Consider the following 17,995-nt stretch of genomic DNA (forward strand, 5'->3'; position numbering starts at 1 on the left):
CACTCCTCTATTCACATGCATGCAAACCGTGCCGCGTGCCGGTGCATTCCCGCGGTGTTCGGGCGACGACGTGAGCCGCCCGCCCGTCAGCGACGGAGGGCAGAGCGCAGCGTGTCGAGCCCTACGCCGCCGACGTCGAGGGCGCGCTTGTGGAACGCCTTGATGTCGAAGGCGTCACCCTCGCGCGCGCGCACGTCGTCTCGCAGCTGCTCCCAGATCCGCTGTCCGACCTTGTACGACGGGGCCTGCCCCGGCCAGCCCAGATACCGGTTGACCTCGAACTGCACGAATTCGTCGGGCATGTTGACGTTGCTGCGCATGAACTCCCGCGCATAGTCGTGGTCCCACGTTCCCTGTCCGTCGAGCCGCGGTTTCTCGAGGTGCACACCGATGTCGAGAACCACACGGGCGGCGCGCATGCGCTGACCGTCCAGCATGCCCAGCCGGTCGGCGGGGTCGTCGAGGTAACCGAGCTCCTGCATGAGGCGTTCGGCGTACAGCGCCCACCCCTCCGCGTGGCCGCTCGTGCCCGCGAGCAGACGGCGCCACGAGTTGAGCTGCGCACGGTTGTAGACCGCCTGCGCGATCTGGAGATGATGGCCGGGCACACCCTCGTGATAGACCGTCGTCAGTTCGCGCCACGTGTCGAACTCGGTGACGCCTTCGGGAACCGACCACCACATGCGGCCGGGTCGTGAGAAGTCGTCAGTCGGGCCCGTGTAGTAGATGCCGCCTTCCTTCGTGGGTGCGATCATGCACTCCAGGCGGCGGATAGGCTCGGCGATGTCGAAGTGCGTGCGTCCGAGCTCGTCGACGGCACGGTCGCTCGTCTCCTGCATCCAGGCCTGCAGCGCCTCGGTGCCGTAGAGCTTGCGCGACGGGTCCTGCTCGAGCAGGGCGACGGCTTCTTCGACGGATGCCCCGGGGGCGATCTCGTTCGCGATCGCCGTCTGCTCGGCCACCATGCGGGCGAGCTCTTGGATGCCCCACTCGTAGGTCTCATCGAGGTCGATCGTCGCGCCGAGAAACCGGCGTGAGTTGAGGGCGTAGAGCTCGCGTCCGACGGCGTCCTTCTCGGTCGCGACCGGTGCGAGCTCGGTCGAGAAGAAGTTCGCGAGGGTTTCGTAGGCGACGCGCGCGGCGCCGGCCCCGTCGGCGATCTCGCGGGCGAGCGACGCGGGAAGCTGCCCCTCTGCCGGCGCCGCCTCACTGGCGAACTCGGCGAAGAACCCGTTGTCGGCCGTATAGCGGGCGATCTGGGTCACGCACTCGACGACCTGACGACGCGCGGGCACCACCCCCTCGGCGATTCCCGTGCGGAGCGTCTCGATGTACCCGTCGATCGCGGCGGGCACGGCGCCGAGCCGTGTCGCGATGGTCGCCCAGTCCTCGGTCTTCGCGGTCGGCATGAGGTCGAACGTCGAGCGGATGTCCTGCACGGGCGATGCGATGACGTTGACGTCGCGCAGATGCTGGCGCGCCTCGTGCAGGGCGAGGTCGAGTTCGAGCTCGCGCGCGAGGTCTTCTTTCGTGACGGCGTCGATCTCGTCGACCGGCTCTGCCCGGCGCAGCTCGGCGAGGGTCGCCCGCGTCGCATCGGCGCGGGCTTCGTGGCCGGCGGGTGAGAAGTCGGCGAGCCGACCGTTGTGCTCGAACCGGCCGATGTAGGTCGCGACGGCAGGGTCGAGCTCGGCGTAGGTGTCGACCCACGCGTCGGCGATCGCGTCGATCGGGGTGGGAGTGCGTGCATCGGTCATGCCTTCGAGCCTAAGCAGTCGCCTGGTGCTTCGACAGTGCCGGTGAGTGGGCGGTGCACCTCAGTGCCCGGCCTCGTTCCAGTCCGCGCCGCGCCCGATCTGCACGTCGAGGGGCACGGAGAGCTGTGCCGCGTCGCCCATGCGCGCGCGCACGACGCGTTCGGCCGCATCCCACTCCCCCGGTGCAACCTCGACGACGAGTTCGTCGTGGATCTGCAGCAGCACGCGCGACTTCAGCCCTTCGGTGCGGAATTCGTCGTGGATCCGGAACAGAGCGACCTTCATGATGTCGGCGGCGCTGCCCTGGATGGGTGCGTTGAGGGCGGCACGTTCGGCGTTCTCGCGCAGCACGCGGTTGGGGCTCGCCAGATCGGGGAACGGCCGGCGTCGCCCGAAGATCGTCTCGGTGTAGCCGTCGATGCGCGCCTGCTCGACCGATGAGCGCAGATAATCGCGCACGGCGCCGAAGCGGGCGAAGTACTCCATCATGAGCTGCTTAGCTTCAGACTGATCGATCCGCAGCTGCTTCGACAGGCCGAAGGCCGACAGGCCGTAGACGAGGCCGTACGACATGGCCTTGACCTTCGTGCGCATCTGGGGCGTCACGTCTGAGGGGTCGACCGAGAAGACGCGTGCGCCGACGAAGCGGTGCAGGTCTTCGCCCGAGTTGAAGGCCTCGATGAGCCCGGGGTCTTCGGACAGGTGCGCCATGATGCGCATCTCGATCTGCGAGTAGTCCGCCGTCAGCAGGGTGTCGTACCCGGTGCCGACCTCGAAGGCCGAGCGGATGCGGCGGCTCTCTTCGTTGCGGATCGGGATGTTCTGCAGATTCGGGTCGGTGCTCGACAGACGCCCTGTCTGGCTGCCGGTCTGCAGATACGTCGTGCGGATCCGCCCGTCGTCTTCGATCGCGGCGTCGAGCGATTCGATGATCTGACGCAGCTTCGTCGCCTCACGGTGCTGCAGGAGCTGACCGAGGAAGGGGTGGGGGTTGCTCTCCTGCAGATCGGCGAGCACTGCGGCATCCGTCGAATAGCCCGTCTTCGTCTTGCGCGTCTTGGGCAGCTGCAGGTCTTCGAAGAGCACCTCTTGCAGCTGCTTGGGGGAACCGAGGTTCACTTCGCGGCCGATCGTGGTGTAGGCCTCTTGCGCGATCGCCTCGGCGCGGGCGCCCAGTTCGGCTGAGAACGACGACAGTTTGTCATGCGACACCGCGACGCCGGCGAGCTCCATGTCGGCGAGGGTCAGCAGAGTCGGCAGCTCGATCTCGTCGAGCACGCGGCTGACCGGCGCAGGAAGCTCGGCGCGCAGCGCCTCGGCGACCCGCAGGATGAACCACGACAGTTGCCCGGGCGTGGCCCCCTCGGTCTCGGGCACGAGCTGCGTGGGGTCGGCCTCGGGCAGCTTCTCGCCGAGGTATCGGTCGACGAGGTCGGCGAGCTTCTTGTCCGGAAAGCTCGGGCGCAGGAGCCACCCGGCGAGGATGACATCGAACGCGAGATTGCGAACGGAAAGACCCGCGCGGCGCAGTGCCTTGATCTGCGGCTTCGCATCGGCGTAGACGGCGGTGTCGTCATCGGCGAGCCAGCGTGCGATCGCGGCGGCGACGTCGGGAGACCATGACGCCTCGACGACGTCGTCGGCCCGCGCGAGCCCGATGCGCTGCGGCAGCCCGCCCTCGGTCGTCACGGTCACACCGACAGCGCCCTCGGTGTCGGCCAGCCATGTCGCGAGTTCTGCCGCGGGCAGTTCGCGCACGGACGGCATCTCGGGTGCCGGGGTCGTCGCGGATGCCGTTGCCTGCTCACCCGCTGCCTCGAAGACGCGCGGCAGGAGCGTGCGGAACTCGAGTCTCGCGAAGATGTCGCGCACGGCCTGGGCGTCGATCGGCTGCACCTCGAGGTCGGCGGGGCCGACGGGAAGCTCGACGTCGCGCAGCAGCCGGTTGAGCGCGCGGTTGCGGCGCACGGTGTCGATGTTGTCGCGCAGGTTGCCCCCGACGACGCCCTTGATCGTGTCGGCGCCATCGAGCAGCGCATCGAGCGAGCCGAACTGCGTGAGCCACTTGACGGCGGTCTTCTCGCCCACCTTGGGCACGCCGGGCAGGTTGTCGCTCGTCTCCCCCACGAGGGCGGCGACGTCGGGGTACTGCTCGGGGGGCACGCCGTAGCGCTCGATGACGGCCTCGCGGTCGTAGCGCTTGAGCTGCGAGACTCCCTGCACGTTGGGATAGAGCAGCGTGACGTCGTCGGTGACGAGCTGGATCGTGTCGCGGTCACCCGAGCACACGAGCACCGAGAAACCCGCTTCGGCGCCCTGAGTCGCGAGCGTGGCGAGGATGTCGTCGGCCTCGAAGTCCTCTTTGGAGAGCACGGGGATGCGCATCGCCGCGAGGCAGTCCTGCAGCAGGGGGATCTGGCCTTTGAACTCGGCCGGACTCTCGGACCGGTTCGCCTTGTACTCGGCATACTCGCGTGTGCGGAACGACTGGCGCGAGGTGTCGAATGCGACCGCGAGGTGCGTCGGCTTCTCTGCCTTGATGAGATTGACCAGCATCGCCAGGAACCCGTAGATCCCGTTGGTGTGCTGGCCGTCCTTCGTCGTGAAGTTGTCGACCGGGAGGGCGAAGAACGCGCGGTACGCGAGGGAATGGCCGTCGACGATGAGAAGGGTAGGCTTTGCGGAATCCGTCACCCTCCCAGCGTAGACGCGAGGTGGGACAGCGTTCGAAAGCGAGACCCATGCCCGACCCCGTCTCCTCCCCCGCGCCCGTCGACGCCCACGAGTGGCTCACTGAATACGGCATGGGCGCGCTCGCCGAGAAGATGGGCGTCGAGTTCACCGAGTTCTCGGTGCAGCGCTGCGTCGCGACGATGCCGGTCGAAGGCAACACGCAGCCCGTCGGGCTCATGCACGGTGGCGCGTACGTCGTCCTCGGCGAATCGCTCGGCTCGATGGCGGCGAATCTTCACGCTGGCCCCGGCCGACTCGCCGTGGGGATCGATGTCAACGCGACCCACACCCGCTCGGCGACGAGCGGGGTCGTCACGGGCGTGTGCACGCCGATCCACCTCGGCCGGTCGATGACCGTGCACGAGATCGTCGTGACCGATGATCAAGGTCGGCGGTGCTCGACCGTGCGCATCACCAACATGATCAAGAAGCTCCCGCAGGACTGAGAGCCGCGGGGCCGCGCGGGTCTGCCGCGTCAGTCCTTCTTGGGCGCCAGCTGCTCGATGATCGCCTTCGCGACGTCCTGCATCGTGAGGCGACGGTCCATCGAGGCCTTCTGAATCCAGCGGAACGCCTCGGGCTCGGACAGGCCCATCTTCTCGTTGAGCAGGCCCTTCGCCCGGTCGACGAGCTTGCGGGTCTCGAAGCGCTCGACCATGTCGGCGACCTCGGCCTCGAGCGTGATGATCTGCTCGTAGCGCGCCAGCGCGATCTCGATCGCCGGCAAGAGGTCGTGCGGCGTGAAGGGCTTCACGACGTACGCGAGTGCGCCCGCTTCGCTCGCGCGCTCGACGAGCTCTTTCTGGCTGAACGCCGTGAGCAGAACGACGGGGGCGATGTGGTTCTTGCTGAGCTTCTCGGCGGCAGAGATGCCGTCCAGAACCGGCATCTTCACATCCATGATGACGAGATCGGGGCGCAGCTCAGTGGCGAGCTGAACAGCCGTCTCACCGTCGCCGGCCTCTCCGACCACATCGAATCCGTTGTCGCGGAGGATCTCGACGATGTCGAGGCGAATGAGCGATTCATCCTCCGCCACGACGACACGACGGGGTGCGGATGCGGACGCCTCAGCGGGCTGGTCGAGCTCTGTCACCCTTGAATCCTACGGTATCGTCGTTCGCGGCAGCGCGCCGAGCGATCACGCGTGCGCCGGTGTGGCGGAATGGCAGACGCGACCGACTCAAAATCGGTTGTCCGAAAGGACATGTGGGTTCGAGTCCCACCACCGGTACTTCCTCCTCCGACTCAGGTCTCCGACAGCCGGCTTCCGACGGCCTCTGAGCAATTTCACCCTGCCCTTCACCCCGGGTTAGCCCGGCCGCGATCCCAGTGCTGGCGCGGAAGACGCATCGCGCCCGGTATTCAGACCGCTGACACGCGCCCGGCGGAATCGACCCAGTGGGTATGGTGAGCGCGGAGCGGGACGAACGGGCATCGTTCATCCATGCTCAGGACTTCCGACCGAGTGTGGAAGAGACCGGTATTCGCGAGAGGCAACTGAAGTATGCGCAACGTCTGGCGTGTTTTTACTCGCGACCTCAAGCGTTTCGGGCGCGTCCCGCTGGCGTGGGTCATCATCGGTGGAGCGCTCATCACGCCGAGCCTCTACGCGTGGTTCAACATCTCTGCGTTCTGGGACCCGTTCGACAACACCAAGAACCTCAGTATCGCCGTCGTCAATCTCGACGAGGGCGGCTCGAGCCCGCTCACCGGCGACCTGAATGTCGGCGATCAGCTGGTGGCGCAGCTCAAGGACAACGATGATCTCGGCTGGCACTTCCTCTCTGAAGACGAGGCCATGGACTCGATCAAGAGCGGTGAGAGCTATGCCGCCTTCGTCGTCCCGGCGACGTTCACGGCAGATCTGCTCAGCCTCACGACGGGCGACTTCACCCAGCCCAAGCTGCTCTACTACGTCAACGAGAAGTTGAACGGGGTCGCACCCGAGATCACCGACACCGGTGCCACGACCGTCCAGACGCAGATGACGGACGCATTCACGAAACAGGTGGCCAGCGCCGTCGCGACCGCGATCAAGACCGACAGCGGTGCGGCCGAACAGGACCTGCTCGATGCCGAGGCCAAGATCATCGCCGACCTCGAAGCGGCTGCACGGATCGTGGGGCAGACCCGTGACCACGTGAGCGAGCTGCAGGCAGGCCTGCAGTCCACCCGCGAAGGACTGCAGAGCGGAGTCGTCACCCTCTCTGACATCGATCGCGCGCTCGGCGGTATCGAGGGGTCCCTCAGCGAAGTTCGCGCCCTCTCCGACAAGGCGCAATCCGACTTGCTCCGCTTCGCCGGCGAAGCCACGACCGGCCACGTCATCGGGTCTGCCGAGGTCGCCCAGGGTGCGGCTGCGGCCATCGCGGCGATCGGCAAGGTGACGGCCGCGAGCAACTCCCTCTCGGCCGGTGTCGCGGCGCAGCGCACGCTCCTCGGAGAGGCTTCCGGTCTGCTGTCAGGGCTCGACGGTCAGCTCGCTCAGACCTCGACGGCTCTCGCGAGCCTCGACGCCGACCTCGCCCTGCTCGAAGGCGACATGGGCATCGCCGTCACAGACCTGCGCACCATCGGCGGGGCGGCCGCCTTGCAGGAGCTGCAGAGCCTCACCTCGCTGAACCCCGAGCAGATCGCGGAGTTCATGTCGGCGCCGGTGGTCGTGACGCAGCACACCATCTTCCCGACCAAGACCTACGGGTCGCTGATGGCAGCCCTGTTCATCAACCTCTCACTGTGGATCGGCGCGTTCGTGCTCGTGGTCATCCTCAAGCTCGAGGTCGACCGCGAAGGAGTGCCGAGCCTGACGGAACGGCAGGGTTACCTCGGCCGATGGATGCTCTTCGCTTCGATCGCCGTGGCGCAGGCCATCACCCTCAGCATCGGCAACCTCATCATCGGCGTGCAGCACGTCAACCCGTTCGTGTTCGTGGTCACTCCGATCCTGATCGGGCTGAGCTATCTCAGCATCATCTACGCGCTCTCGGTGACGTTCGGCTACGTCGGCAAGGGCCTCGTGGTGATCCTCGTGATCATGCAGATCCCCGGAGCATCCGGCATCTATCCGATCGAACTCATGCCGCAGTTCTTCCAGTCGCTGTACCCGTTCTTCCCGTTCACCTACGGCATCGACGCGATGCGTGAAGTGATCAGCGGCTTCGCGGGCTTCGCGTACTGGCGCTACATGGGGACACTCGCCCTGTTCGTCGCCTTCGCGTTCTTCCTCGGCCTCGTCCTGCGGCCCCGCGTCTCCAACCTCACGAGGCTCTTCACGCAGCAGGTCCGCGCGACGGAGCTGTTCGTCTCTGAGGACGGCGCCCCGTCGGGCGCCGGCTACCGCCTCAACCACCTGCTGCGGGCACTCGCGGACCGCGCAAGCTACAAGGAGCGGCTCGCCAAGCGCGCGCTCCCCTTCGCTCGGTCCTACCGCAAGATGCGCACCGCGATCGTCGCGGTCGGACTGTTCGGGGTGTTCGTGCTCGCCGGGCTCGCGATGGCCTTCCCCGACAACAAGACCGAGTTCGTGGGGCTGTGGATTCTGTGGCTCGTGGTCATCTTCGCCTTGCTCATCACGCTCGAGTACATGCGCTACAGCCTGCGTCTCTCGACGGAGGTGGGCGACATGCCCGAAGCGGAGATACGACGAGAACTCGCTGAAGTGGAGGCGCAGAAATGAGCGGAATCTGGGAGCTCTTCCGCGCCGACCTGCGCCGCGCCACCCGCAATGTGATGTCGATCATCGTGCTGTGCGGCCTCATCGTGATCCCCTCGGCATTCACCTGGTTCAACGTCATCGGCAGCTGGGAGCCGTTCGACAACACCAAGAACCTCAAGGTCGCCGTCGCCAGCGTCGACGAGGGATACACGAGCCCGCTCATCCCGATTCACCTCAACATCGGCAGCATCGTCGAGTCTGCGCTGCGAGCGAATGACCAGCTCGACTGGGTCATCACGACGAAGGAGGATGCCATCGCGGGCACCACATCGGGCGAATACTATGCCGCGATGGTGCTGCCGAAGGACTTCAGCAAACGCATGCTGACGTTCTACACGGCGGGTTCCCAGCGCACGCAGATCGACTACTACACCAACGACAAATCCAACCCGCTGGCGCCGCTCATCACGAGTGAGGGCGCCGATGACCTGTCCGCGAAGATCAACGCCGAGTTCACTCAGGAGCTCAGCAACATCGCCCTCAGCCTGGTCTCCTCGCTCACGACATCATTGGGTGATTCCGAGGCGCAGGCTGCGTTCGCCCGCATCGAGGCCCACGTCGGTCAGGTCGCGGTGCAACTGCGTGCAGCGGCGGGGACGGCTGATATGTTCACCGCCCTGCTCGAGTCGAGCGTGCCGCTCGTCGACGGCGCCTCGAGCCTGCTGAGCACGGTCGAGTCCGAGTTCTCTGCCGCTACCGGCAAGGTGCAGGAAGGGCTCGGAGCCTCGCAGGATGCCGGCGGAGCGATCGCGCAGGCGACGCAGGCGCTGGCGGCGGCGGTGACCGCGAGCAGCGAGCAACTGGGCCGTTTCGGAACCCAGGTCGAGCGGATCTTCTCGAGCGTGGACGCGGACACCGATGTGATCATCGGGATGATCGGCGAGATGTCCGATCAGCTCGCCGATCTCATCAGCAAACAGCAGGAGTTGCGCGACAGGCTCGTCAATGACGTCCTGCCGAACCTGCCCGAAGAGGATGTGCCCGCCTTCGAGGTGATCCTCGACAGCCTCGACGCCGCGATCGCACAGGAGCAGGCTCTCGAAGACCGCATGCAAGAGGCCTCGGTCGGGCTCGCCGCGGGCAACGCCGACCTTCAGCAGTTCCGCGACGAACTCGACACCCGCATCGCGGCGGCGCAGGCTTCGCTCGCCAATGCCAACAGCGTGTACGCGAACGACCTGAAGCCCACTCTGGACCAACTGGGGGCGGATCTCACCGCCGTGGGTGCTGGACTGGGCGCCATCGCGGGTGATGTGGCCGCCGTGACGAACGTGGCCGGGGGTGCAGCTTCCCTGCTCGACGCGGCCGAGCGAGACAACGGTGCGCTCGCAGAGGCGCTCTCCACGGCAGCCGACTCGGTCGAGAAGCTGCAGGCGTCGCTGTCCCGTGCCATCGACTCCGGCGATCTGAGCATGATCGGCAGGATCATCGGTTCGAACCCGTCCGTGCTCGCCAGGGCACTCGCGCAGCCCATCGGAGTGGAGCGGATCGCGGTCTATCCCGTCGTGAGCTTCGGTGCGGGGATGGCTCCCCTGTACACCGTTCTGTCGCTCTGGGTGGGTGCTCTGCTTCTCTCTGTGACGCTGCGGGTGGACCCGCCCACGCGTGCGTCGCCGGGCGGCCCCCCGCTCAAGCTCCACCAGCAGTTCCTCGGGCGCTACGCGATCTTCGCGCTCATGGGCCTGGCACAGAGCACGCTGGTGTTCCTCGGCAACATCCTCCTCGTCGGTCTTGACCCGGTGCATCCGTTCCTGTTCATGCTCGTCGGATGGACGAGCTCCCTCGTCTTCACGTTCATCATGTACACGCTCGTCGTCTCGTTCAGCGAGGCCGGCAAGGCCTTGGCCGTGTTCCTGCTCGTCATCCAGGTGGCGGGCGCCGGCGGAGCCTATCCCCTGGCACTGCTGCCCGAGTGGTTCCAGAACATCAGTCCGTTCCTTCCCGCCACGCACGCCATCGATGCCTTCCGTGCGGCGCTCGCGGGGATCTATCGGGCCGACCTGTGGATCTCTCTGGGCTGGCTGCTCGCGTTCGTGATCCCGATGCTCCTGCTGGGTCTCGTGCTGCGCAGGCCGCTCATCGGCATGAACGAGAAGATGGAAGGCATGCTGCAGTCCACGAAACTCATGTAGCGCGCACACCCGCACCGAACGGCGAAGGCGGCCACCCCGAGGGGTGACCGCCTTCGCCGTTCGCTCGCGCGCTACTCGCGATAGATGGGGGCCTTGCCGTGCACGGCATCACCCACCTTGTGGACGCGGATGTCGTTGGTCGAGCCGACGATCCCAGGAGGCGATCCCGAGATGACGACCACCTTGTCACCGACGGCGGCGAGATCGTTGGACAGCAGGTAGTCGTCTACCTGGATGAACATCCGGTCGGTGTGCGGCACGTGCTCCACGAGGGTGGACTGCACGCCCCACGTGATCGCCATGCGGCGGCGGATGTCCGGTTCCGGCGTGAACCCGAGCATCGGGATGGCCGGGCGCAAGCGTGACATGCGACGTGCCGTGTCGCCGGACTCGGTAAAGATGCAGAGGTACTTCGCCTCGACGAAGTCGGCGACCTCGAGCGCGGCGAGCGTGATCGCCCCGCCCTGCGTGCGGGGCTTCGTCGTGAAGGGCTGGATGCGCTCCAGGCCGTGCTCTTCCGTGGATGCGATGATGCGGGCCATCGTCTCGACGACGACGACGGGGTAGTGCCCCACGCTCGTCTCGCCCGACAGCATGACCGCGTCGGCGCCATCCAGCACGGCATTGGCGACGTCACTCGTCTCGGCGCGCGTGGGGACGGGGTTCTCGATCATGGACTCGAGCATCTGCGTCGCGACGATGACGGGCTTGGCCATGCGGCGGCAGAGCTCGACGGCGCGCTTCTGCACGATCGGCACGGCCTCGAGCGGAAGCTCGACGCCGAGGTCGCCGCGGGCCACCATGATGCCGTCGAAGGCGTCGATGATCTCCTCGAGGTTCTCGACCGCCTGCGGCTTCTCGATCTTCGCGATGACCGGGACGTGTCGCCCTTCCTCGGCCATGATGACGTGCACGCGCTGCACGTCCTTCGCCGAACGGACGAACGACAGCGCGATGAAGTCGGCACCGGCTTGCAGGCCCCAGCGCAGATCCGCTTCGTCCTTCTCGGAGAGCGCCGGAACGTTGACGGCGACACCGGGCAGGTTGATGCCCTTGTTGTTCGAGACGGGCCCGGCGACGATGACCTTGGTGGTGACGACCGTGCCGTCGCTCTCGACCACCTGGACGCGCACCTTGCCGTCGTCGATCAGCAGGAAATCGCCCGGCTTGACATCGTGGGGCAGACCCTTGAACGTCGTCGAGACGATCTCCTTCGTGCCGACGATGTCCTCGGTCGTGATCTTGAAGATGTCACCGACGGCGAGCTCGTGCGGGCCGTCCGCGAACTTGCCGAGTCGGATCTTCGGTCCTTGCAGGTCGACGAGGATCGCGACGGCGCGCCGCGCGTCTTCGGCGGCCTTGCGCACATTGGCGAAGTTGGTCTCGTGGACCGAGTAGTCGCCGTGGCTCAGGTTCAGGCGAGCGACGTCGACACCGGCATCGATGATCGCTCGGACCATCTCATACGACGACGTTGCGGGACCCAGAGTGGCGACGATTTTTGCGCGTCTCATCCGTGCTTCTTCCGATGGTGTGCGAGTGGGGAAGCCTTCGCCAGCCTACGCGGACGGCAGGCCGATGGCGACATCGTCGGGTCGCACGGGCGCGGGCAGCTGCGTACTGCCCATCAGGAATGCGTCGACGGCTGCCGCCACCGAGCGCCCTTCTGCGATCGCCCACACGATGAGTGACTGTCCGCGACCGGCGTCTCCTGCGACGAACACACCGGGCGTCGTCGTCTGGTAGTCGGCATCACGCGAGGGGATGCCGCGCTCGGTGAAGCGCGCCCCGAGCTGGTTCTCGAGCAGCTCGCGGTCAGGGCCCGTGAAGCCCATCGCGATGAGCACGAGGTCTGCGGGGATCTCGCGCTCGGTACCGGGCTTGGGGACACGCCGTCCGTCGACGAACTCCGTCTCGGCCACGCGCAGCGCGCGAACCTCTCCCGCGCCGTTCCCGAGGAACTCGACGGTCGACGCCAGATACGAGCGCTCACCGCCTTCCTCGTGCGCCGACTGCACCTCGAACAGGGTGGGGGCGGTGGGCCACGGCTGATGCTCGGGCCGCTCCCCCGGCGGGCGCCGGCCGATCGCCAGGTTCGTGACGCTGAGCGCCCCCTGGCGGTGCGCCGTCCCGATGCAGTCCGCTCCCGTGTCACCGCCGCCGATCACGACGACGTGCTTGCCCGCAGCCGTGATCTGGTTCGGCACGATGTCGCCGGCTCCGACGCGGTTGGACTCCACGAGGTACTCCATCGCGGTGTGCACGCCGTCGAGGTCGCGCCCCGGCAGGGGCAGCTCGCGCGCAACCGGCGCGCCTGTCGCAACGACGATCGCGTCGTACCGCGCGCGCAGGTCGTCCCATGACAGGTCGGCACCGATCTCGATGCCGGCACGGAATCGTGTGCCTTCGTCCTGCATCTGGCGCAGGCGTGTCTCGAGGTGCTTCTTCTCCATCTTGAAGTCGGGGATGCCGTAGCGCAGCAGTCCGCCGATCCGGTCGTCGCGCTCGAAGACGGCCACCGTGTGGCCCGCGCGGGTCAGCTGCTGCGCGGCCGCGAGGCCGGCCGGTCCCGATCCGACGACGGCGACCGTCCGACCCGTGAGGCGCCCGGGCGGCTCCGGCTCGATCCATCCCTTTCCGAACGCCTCATCGGCGATGGACACCTCGATCTGCTTGATCGTCACGGCGGGCTGGGTGATGCCCAGCACGCACGAGCTCTCGCACGGGGCCGGGCACAGCCGTCCTGTGAACTCGGGGAAGTTGTTGGTGGCGTGCAGACGTTCGCTCGCCGCCCGACCCTCGCCGCGCCACGTGAGGTCGTTCCACTCCGGGATGAGGTTGCCGAGCGGACAACCGCGGTGGCAGAACGGCACGCCGCAGTCCATGCAGCGGCTTGCCTGGCGGCGCAGCACGGCGCTGTCACCGGGTTCATAGACCTCTTTCCAGTCCATGATCCGCACGGGAACGGGGCGCCGCGCCGGCAGCTCACGCTCGGTGGTCTTCAGAAAGCCCTTCGGGTCAGCCACCCGTCACCTCCAGGATGCGGTTCCACACGACGTCTCCGTCGGGATCGAGTCCCTCGGCGACGGCGGCTTGTCTTGTGTGCAGCACGGCGGCGTAGTCGCGCGGCAGCACCCGTACGAAGTTCGTCACCTCGGTCTCGAAGTCCGCGAGCAGCGATGCCGCGCGCGCCGATCCGGTGTGGGCGACATGCTGCTCGAGCAGATCGCGCAGCATGGCCGCGTCGCCCGATCCGAGCTGCCCGAGCTCGAGCTCGCCGTTGGCGAGCGCTTCGCGGTTGACCAGCGCCGGGTCGAGCCGGTGGACGTACGCCGTGCCTCCGGACATGCCCGCCCCGAGGTTTCGCCCTGTCGTGCCGAGGATGACGGCGAGGCCGCCCGTCATGTACTCGAGCGCGTGGTCGCCGACGCCCTCGACGACGGCGGTCGCGCCGGAGTTGCGCACGAAGAACCGCTCCCCCACGACACCGGCGAGGAACATCGTTCCCTGGGTCGCCCCGTAGCCGATGACGTTGCCGGCGATGACGTTGTGCGCCGCGTCGAACGCCGCCGCCCGGGGCGGGCGCACGATGATCTGACCTCCGGACAGGCCCTTGCCGACGTAGTCGTTGGAATCCCCCTCGAGGCGCAGCGTGATGCCCGCCGGAAGGAAGGCGCCCAAGGACTGTCCGGCCGACCCGGTGAGGTTGATCTCGATCGATCCCGTGCGCAGCCCGTGCTCGCCGTGCGCGCGGGTCACGTGGTGACCCAGCAGCGTTCCGACGGCGCGCTCGGTGTTGCGGATGGGCAGGTCGAGCGCGATGTGTCCGCCCTCGGCGATGACTTCTTGAGCGCGTTCGATGAGCGGCACGTCGAAGTGCTCCTCGAGTCCGTGCTCCTGATCGCGTGCGTGCCGGCGCGGCTGGTCATCGGCGAACCTCGGCCCGGCCAGGATCGGCGCGAGATCCAGGCCGTCGGTCTTCCAGTGCCGCACGGCGTCGTCGACGTCGAGCAGATCGGTGCGGCCGACGATCTCGTCGAGCGAGCGGAAGCCGAGCTGGGCGAGCAGCTCGCGCACCTCTTCGGCGATGAACTCCATGAAGTTCACGACGAACTCCGGCTTGCCCGTGAAACGCGCGCGCAGCGTCGGGTTCTGCGTCGCGATGCCCACGGGGCACGTGTCGAGATGGCAGACGCGCATCATGACGCATCCCGAGACGACCAGCGGCGCCGTGGCGAAACCGAACTCCTCGGCCCCGAGCAGGGCGCCGATGATGACATCGCGGCCCGTCTTGAGCTGGCCGTCGACCTGCACGACGACGCGGTCGCGCATGTCGTTGAGCATGAGCGTCTGCTGGGTCTCAGCCAGACCCAGCTCCCATGGCGTGCCGGCGTGCTTGAGGGAGTTGAGGGGGCTCGCACCCGTGCCGCCGTCGTGCCCCGAGACGAGGATGACGTCGGCGAGGGCCTTCGCGGTGCCCGCAGCGACCGCCCCGATTCCGGACTGGCTCACGAGCTTGACGTGCACGCGCGCCGAGGGGTTGGCTCGCTTGAGGTCGAAGATGAGCTGCTTGAGGTCTTCGATCGAGTAGATGTCGTGGTGCGGGGGCGGCGAGATGAGTCCCACGCCTGCCGTCGCGTGGCGCGTGCGCGCGACCCACGGGTAGACCTTGGTCGGCGGAAGCTGTCCGCCTTCGCCGGGCTTCGCGCCCTGAGCGAGCTTGATCTGGATGTCGTCGGCCTCGCTCAGGTAGAGGCTCGTGACGCCGAAACGACCCGAAGCGACCTGCTTGATGGCGCTGCGGCGTGTCGGGTCCAGAAGTCGGTCCACGTCTTCGCCGCCTTCGCCCGTGTTCGACTTCGCGCCGATGCTGTTCATGGCGATCGCGAGCGTTTCGTGGGCCTCTTGCGAGATCGAGCCGTAGCTCATCGCCCCCGTCGAGAACCGGGCGACGATGGATGCCACCGACTCGACCTCGTCGAGCGGCACGGGCGGGCGTTCCCCCGTCTTGAGACGGAACAGTCCCCGCAGCGTCTTCAGCTCGTGCGCCTGGTCGTCGACGAGCTTCGTGTACTCGCGGAAGATGTCGTACCGGCGTGTGCGCGTCGAGTGCTGCAGCCGGAAGATCGTGTCGGGGTTGAACAGGTGCGGCGAACCGTCGCGGCGCCACTGGTACTCACCGCCGGTCCACAGTCGCTCGTGCGCGCGGGCCGCGGCGTCTTCGGGGTAGGCGAAGTCGTGGCGCGCCTGGTTCTCAGCTGCGATCTCATCGATCCCGATGCCGCCGAGCTTGCTCTCGGTGCCCGTGAAGTACGCGTCGATGAGTTCTTGCCCCAGGCCCACGGCCTCGAAGGCCTGTGCCCCCGAATACGATGCGACGGTCGAGATGCCCATCTTGGACATGATCTTCAGCACGCCCTTGCCCAGCGCCCGGATGACGTTTCGCACAGCCTGCTCGGCCGAGATTCCCGTGATGAAGCCCGTGCGGACGAGGTGCTCGACGGTCTCCATCGCGAGGTACGGATTGACCGCGGATGCGCCGTAGCCCAGCAGCGTCGCGACGTGGTGCACTTCGCGCACGTCACCCGCCTCGACGACGATCCCGACCTTCATGCGCGTCTCGTTGCGGATCAGATGGTGGTGCACCGCCGAGAGCAGGAGCAGCGACGGGATGGGCACGAGGTCCTTGTTCGAGTCGCGGTCGGACAGAATGAGGAACTCGGCGCCCTCCGCGATCGCGGTGTCCGCTTCGGCGCACAGCTCACGCAGGCGCGCCTCGAGCACGCCCTGGCCGGCATCGAAGTGATAGAGACCCCGCAGCGTCACGGCGCGGCGACCCGGCATCGTGCGGTGGATGTTCTGGATCTTCGCGAGTTCGTCGTTGTCGAGCACCGGGAAATCCAGCGTGATCTGCCGCGCGTGATCCGGACCCCACGAGAGCAGGTTGCGCTCGGGCCCGATGCCGGCGCGCAGACTCGTCACGATCTCTTCGCGGATCGAGTCCAGCGGCGGATTGGTGACCTGCGCGAACTGCTGCGTGAAGTAGTCGAACAGCAGGCGCGGGCGTTCGCTGAGCACGGCGACGGGCGTATCGCTTCCCATCGCGCCGAGCGGCTCGGCACCGGTCTGCCCCATGGGGGTCAGCAGCATCCGGACTTCTTCTTCGGTGTAGCCGAAGGTGCGCTGTCGACGCGTGATCGAGGCGATCGGGTGCACGATGTGCTCGCGGTCGGGGAGCTCTTCGAGTTGCAGACGCTGACGCAGCCACAGCCCCCACGGCTCGAGGTGGGCAAGACGCGTCTTGATCTCGTCGTCTTCGACGATGCGGCCCTCGGCCGTGTCCACGATGAACATGCGCCCGGGGCGCAGGCGCCCGCGGCGCTTGATGCGCTCGGGCTCGAACTCGAGCACGCCCGTCTCGCTGCCGATGACCACGAGGCCGTCGGTCGTCTCGGTCCAGCGGCCGGGGCGCAGCCCGTTTCGGTCGAGGGTCGCACCGACGAGGGTGCCGTCGGTGAAGATGAGGGCGGCGGGGCCGTCCCACGGTTCCATCTGCAGCGCGTGGTAGTCGTAGAACGCGCGCAGTTCGGGGTCGAGATCGGCCTGCTTCTCGTAGGCCTCGGGCATCATCATCATGACCGCGTGCGGCAGACTCCGGCCGGACAGCGTGAGGAGCTCGAGCACTTCGTCGAACGAGGCCGAGTCGCTCGCGCCGGGCGTGCAGATCGGAAGCAGCGGTGCCATGTCGCCCAGCAGCTCGGATTCCAGCTGCGACTGGCGCGCGCGCATCCAGTTGCGGTTGCCACGCACCGTGTTGATCTCGCCGTTGTGCGCGAGCATGCGCAGGGGCTGTGCGAGCGGCCAGGACGGAAAGGTGTTGGTCGAGTAGCGCGAGTGCACGACCGCCAGCTCACTGGCGAATCGCTCGTCGGAAAGATCAGGGAAGAACGGCTCGAGCTGAAGCGTCGTGACCATGCCCTTGTAGCCGAGTGTGCGACACGAGAGGGAAACAAAATACGCGCCCAACTCATGTTGGGCGCGCTTGCGAAGACGGTAGACCACACGGTCCAGAGCAACACCGGACATCGCCGGAGCGCCGCCGATGGCGGGGCGGGACAGGAACAGCTGCTCGAAGTCGGGGCGCGCCGCCAGAGCGAGCTTGCCCAGGTGCTCTTCGCGCGTGGGCACGAGGCGCCAGCCGAGTACGACGAGGCCCTCGTCGGCGGCGATGCGGGCGATGCCTTCTTTCACGGCGGTGCGCTGGGCGTCATCGCGCGGCAGGAACGACATGCCGACGGCGTATTCGCCGACAGACGGCAGCTCGAAGTCGACGACGGCGCGCAGGAACGCGTCGGGGATCTGCGTCAGGATCCCCGCTCCGTCACCCGTGCCGGCATCCGAGCCGATCGCGCCGCGGTGCTCGAGGTTGCGCAGCGCCGTCAGAGCGTGGTCGACGATGTCGTGACCGGGAGTGCCGCGCAGCGTCGCAACCATCGCGAGACCGCACGCATCTTTCTCGAACGCGGGGTTGTACATGCCCTGAGCGGGGGGAAACCCGCTGAGGTCGCCAGAAAGCGGGCTCACGCCCATGGGAACCGTCCTCACTGAGTGGAGATGGGGGACGTCGTCGGCCCGTTGGACGAAGTGCGCGTGAC

At 67.2% G+C, this 17,995-nt stretch carries 9 protein-coding genes and 1 tRNA gene; 4 read left to right on the plus strand and 6 right to left on the minus strand.

Annotation, left to right across the window (positions count from 1 at the left end):
* Positions 1 to 86: 86 nt before the first annotated feature.
* Together AC25Y0_RS03905 and polA are read right to left on the minus strand one after the other, a co-directional pair.
* Positions 87 to 1,757 carry a DUF885 domain-containing protein gene (locus AC25Y0_RS03905; RefSeq protein WP_488134218.1) on the minus strand — a complete coding sequence of 557 codons (1,671 nt, stop codon included), beginning with the start codon at positions 1,755 to 1,757 and terminating at the stop codon, positions 87 to 89.
* A gap of 60 nt (positions 1,758 to 1,817) precedes the next feature.
* A complete protein-coding gene (gene polA, locus AC25Y0_RS03910; protein ID WP_488123078.1) occupies positions 1,818 to 4,451 on the minus strand; it encodes a DNA polymerase I in 2,634 nt (877 codons plus the stop codon).
* Between the two features lie 47 nt (positions 4,452 to 4,498).
* On the opposite strand from polA, the gene AC25Y0_RS03915 reads away from it, so the two are divergent.
* A complete protein-coding gene (locus AC25Y0_RS03915; protein ID WP_488123079.1) occupies positions 4,499 to 4,936 on the plus strand; it encodes a hotdog fold thioesterase in 438 nt (145 codons plus the stop codon).
* 29 nt (positions 4,937 to 4,965) lie between these two features.
* On the opposite strand, the gene AC25Y0_RS03920 is transcribed toward AC25Y0_RS03915, so the two are convergent.
* A complete protein-coding gene (locus AC25Y0_RS03920; RefSeq protein WP_488123080.1) occupies positions 4,966 to 5,586 on the minus strand; it encodes an ANTAR domain-containing response regulator in 621 nt (206 codons plus the stop codon).
* A gap of 55 nt (positions 5,587 to 5,641) precedes the next feature.
* Here AC25Y0_RS03920 and AC25Y0_RS03925 point away from each other — a divergent pair.
* The 3 genes from AC25Y0_RS03925 (at position 5,642) to AC25Y0_RS03935 (ending at position 10,340) form a co-directional block, all read left to right on the plus strand.
* Positions 5,642 to 5,724, plus strand: a tRNA-Leu gene (locus AC25Y0_RS03925).
* A 273-nt stretch (positions 5,725 to 5,997) separates the two neighbouring features.
* On the plus strand, positions 5,998 to 8,169 hold the full coding sequence (locus AC25Y0_RS03930; protein ID WP_488123081.1) for a YhgE/Pip domain-containing protein: 2,172 nt from the start codon (positions 5,998 to 6,000) through the stop codon (positions 8,167 to 8,169).
* Entirely contained in the window at positions 8,166 to 10,340 is a 2,175-nt protein-coding gene (locus AC25Y0_RS03935; protein ID WP_488134219.1) for a YhgE/Pip domain-containing protein, read from the plus strand. The genes AC25Y0_RS03930 and AC25Y0_RS03935 overlap by 4 nt, the downstream gene beginning before the upstream one ends.
* 71 nt (positions 10,341 to 10,411) lie before the next feature.
* On the opposite strand, the gene pyk is transcribed toward AC25Y0_RS03935, so the two are convergent.
* From pyk to gltB, 3 genes are read right to left on the minus strand one after another with little or no spacing between them, the layout of a single operon-like run.
* Positions 10,412 to 11,854: a pyruvate kinase gene (gene pyk / locus AC25Y0_RS03940; protein ID WP_488123083.1), complete on the minus strand. Its 1,443-nt coding sequence runs from the start codon at positions 11,852 to 11,854 to the stop codon at positions 10,412 to 10,414.
* A 45-nt stretch (positions 11,855 to 11,899) separates the two neighbouring features.
* The gene (locus AC25Y0_RS03945; RefSeq protein WP_488134220.1) at positions 11,900 to 13,366 is read right to left on the minus strand and encodes a glutamate synthase subunit beta; all 1,467 of its coding nucleotides are present in this window, start codon (positions 13,364 to 13,366) and stop codon (positions 11,900 to 11,902) included.
* Complete coding sequence (gltB, locus tag AC25Y0_RS03950; protein WP_488134221.1) at positions 13,359 to 17,930, minus strand: glutamate synthase large subunit; 4,572 nt, start codon at positions 17,928 to 17,930, stop codon at positions 13,359 to 13,361. The genes AC25Y0_RS03945 and gltB overlap by 8 nt, the downstream gene beginning before the upstream one ends.
* Positions 17,931 to 17,995: the final 65 nt, after the last annotated feature.

This window comes from Microbacterium sp. Y547 (genome assembly GCF_057669785.1).

Excerpts from the sequence above, each read along its gene's own strand:
- AC25Y0_RS03905 (WP_488134218.1), bottom strand. The coding sequence starts at position 1,757 with ATGACCGATGCACGCACTCCCACCCCGATCGACGCGATCGCCGACGCG.
- AC25Y0_RS03915 (WP_488123079.1), top strand. The coding sequence starts at position 4,499 with ATGCCCGACCCCGTCTCCTCCCCCGCGCCCGTCGACGCCCACGAGTGG.
- AC25Y0_RS03930 (WP_488123081.1), top strand. The coding sequence starts at position 5,998 with ATGCGCAACGTCTGGCGTGTTTTTACTCGCGACCTCAAGCGTTTCGGG.
- AC25Y0_RS03935 (WP_488134219.1), top strand. The coding sequence starts at position 8,166 with ATGAGCGGAATCTGGGAGCTCTTCCGCGCCGACCTGCGCCGCGCCACC.
- pyk (WP_488123083.1), bottom strand. The coding sequence starts at position 11,854 with ATGAGACGCGCAAAAATCGTCGCCACTCTGGGTCCCGCAACGTCGTCG.
- gltB (WP_488134221.1), bottom strand. The coding sequence starts at position 17,930 with ATGGGCGTGAGCCCGCTTTCTGGCGACCTCAGCGGGTTTCCCCCCGCT.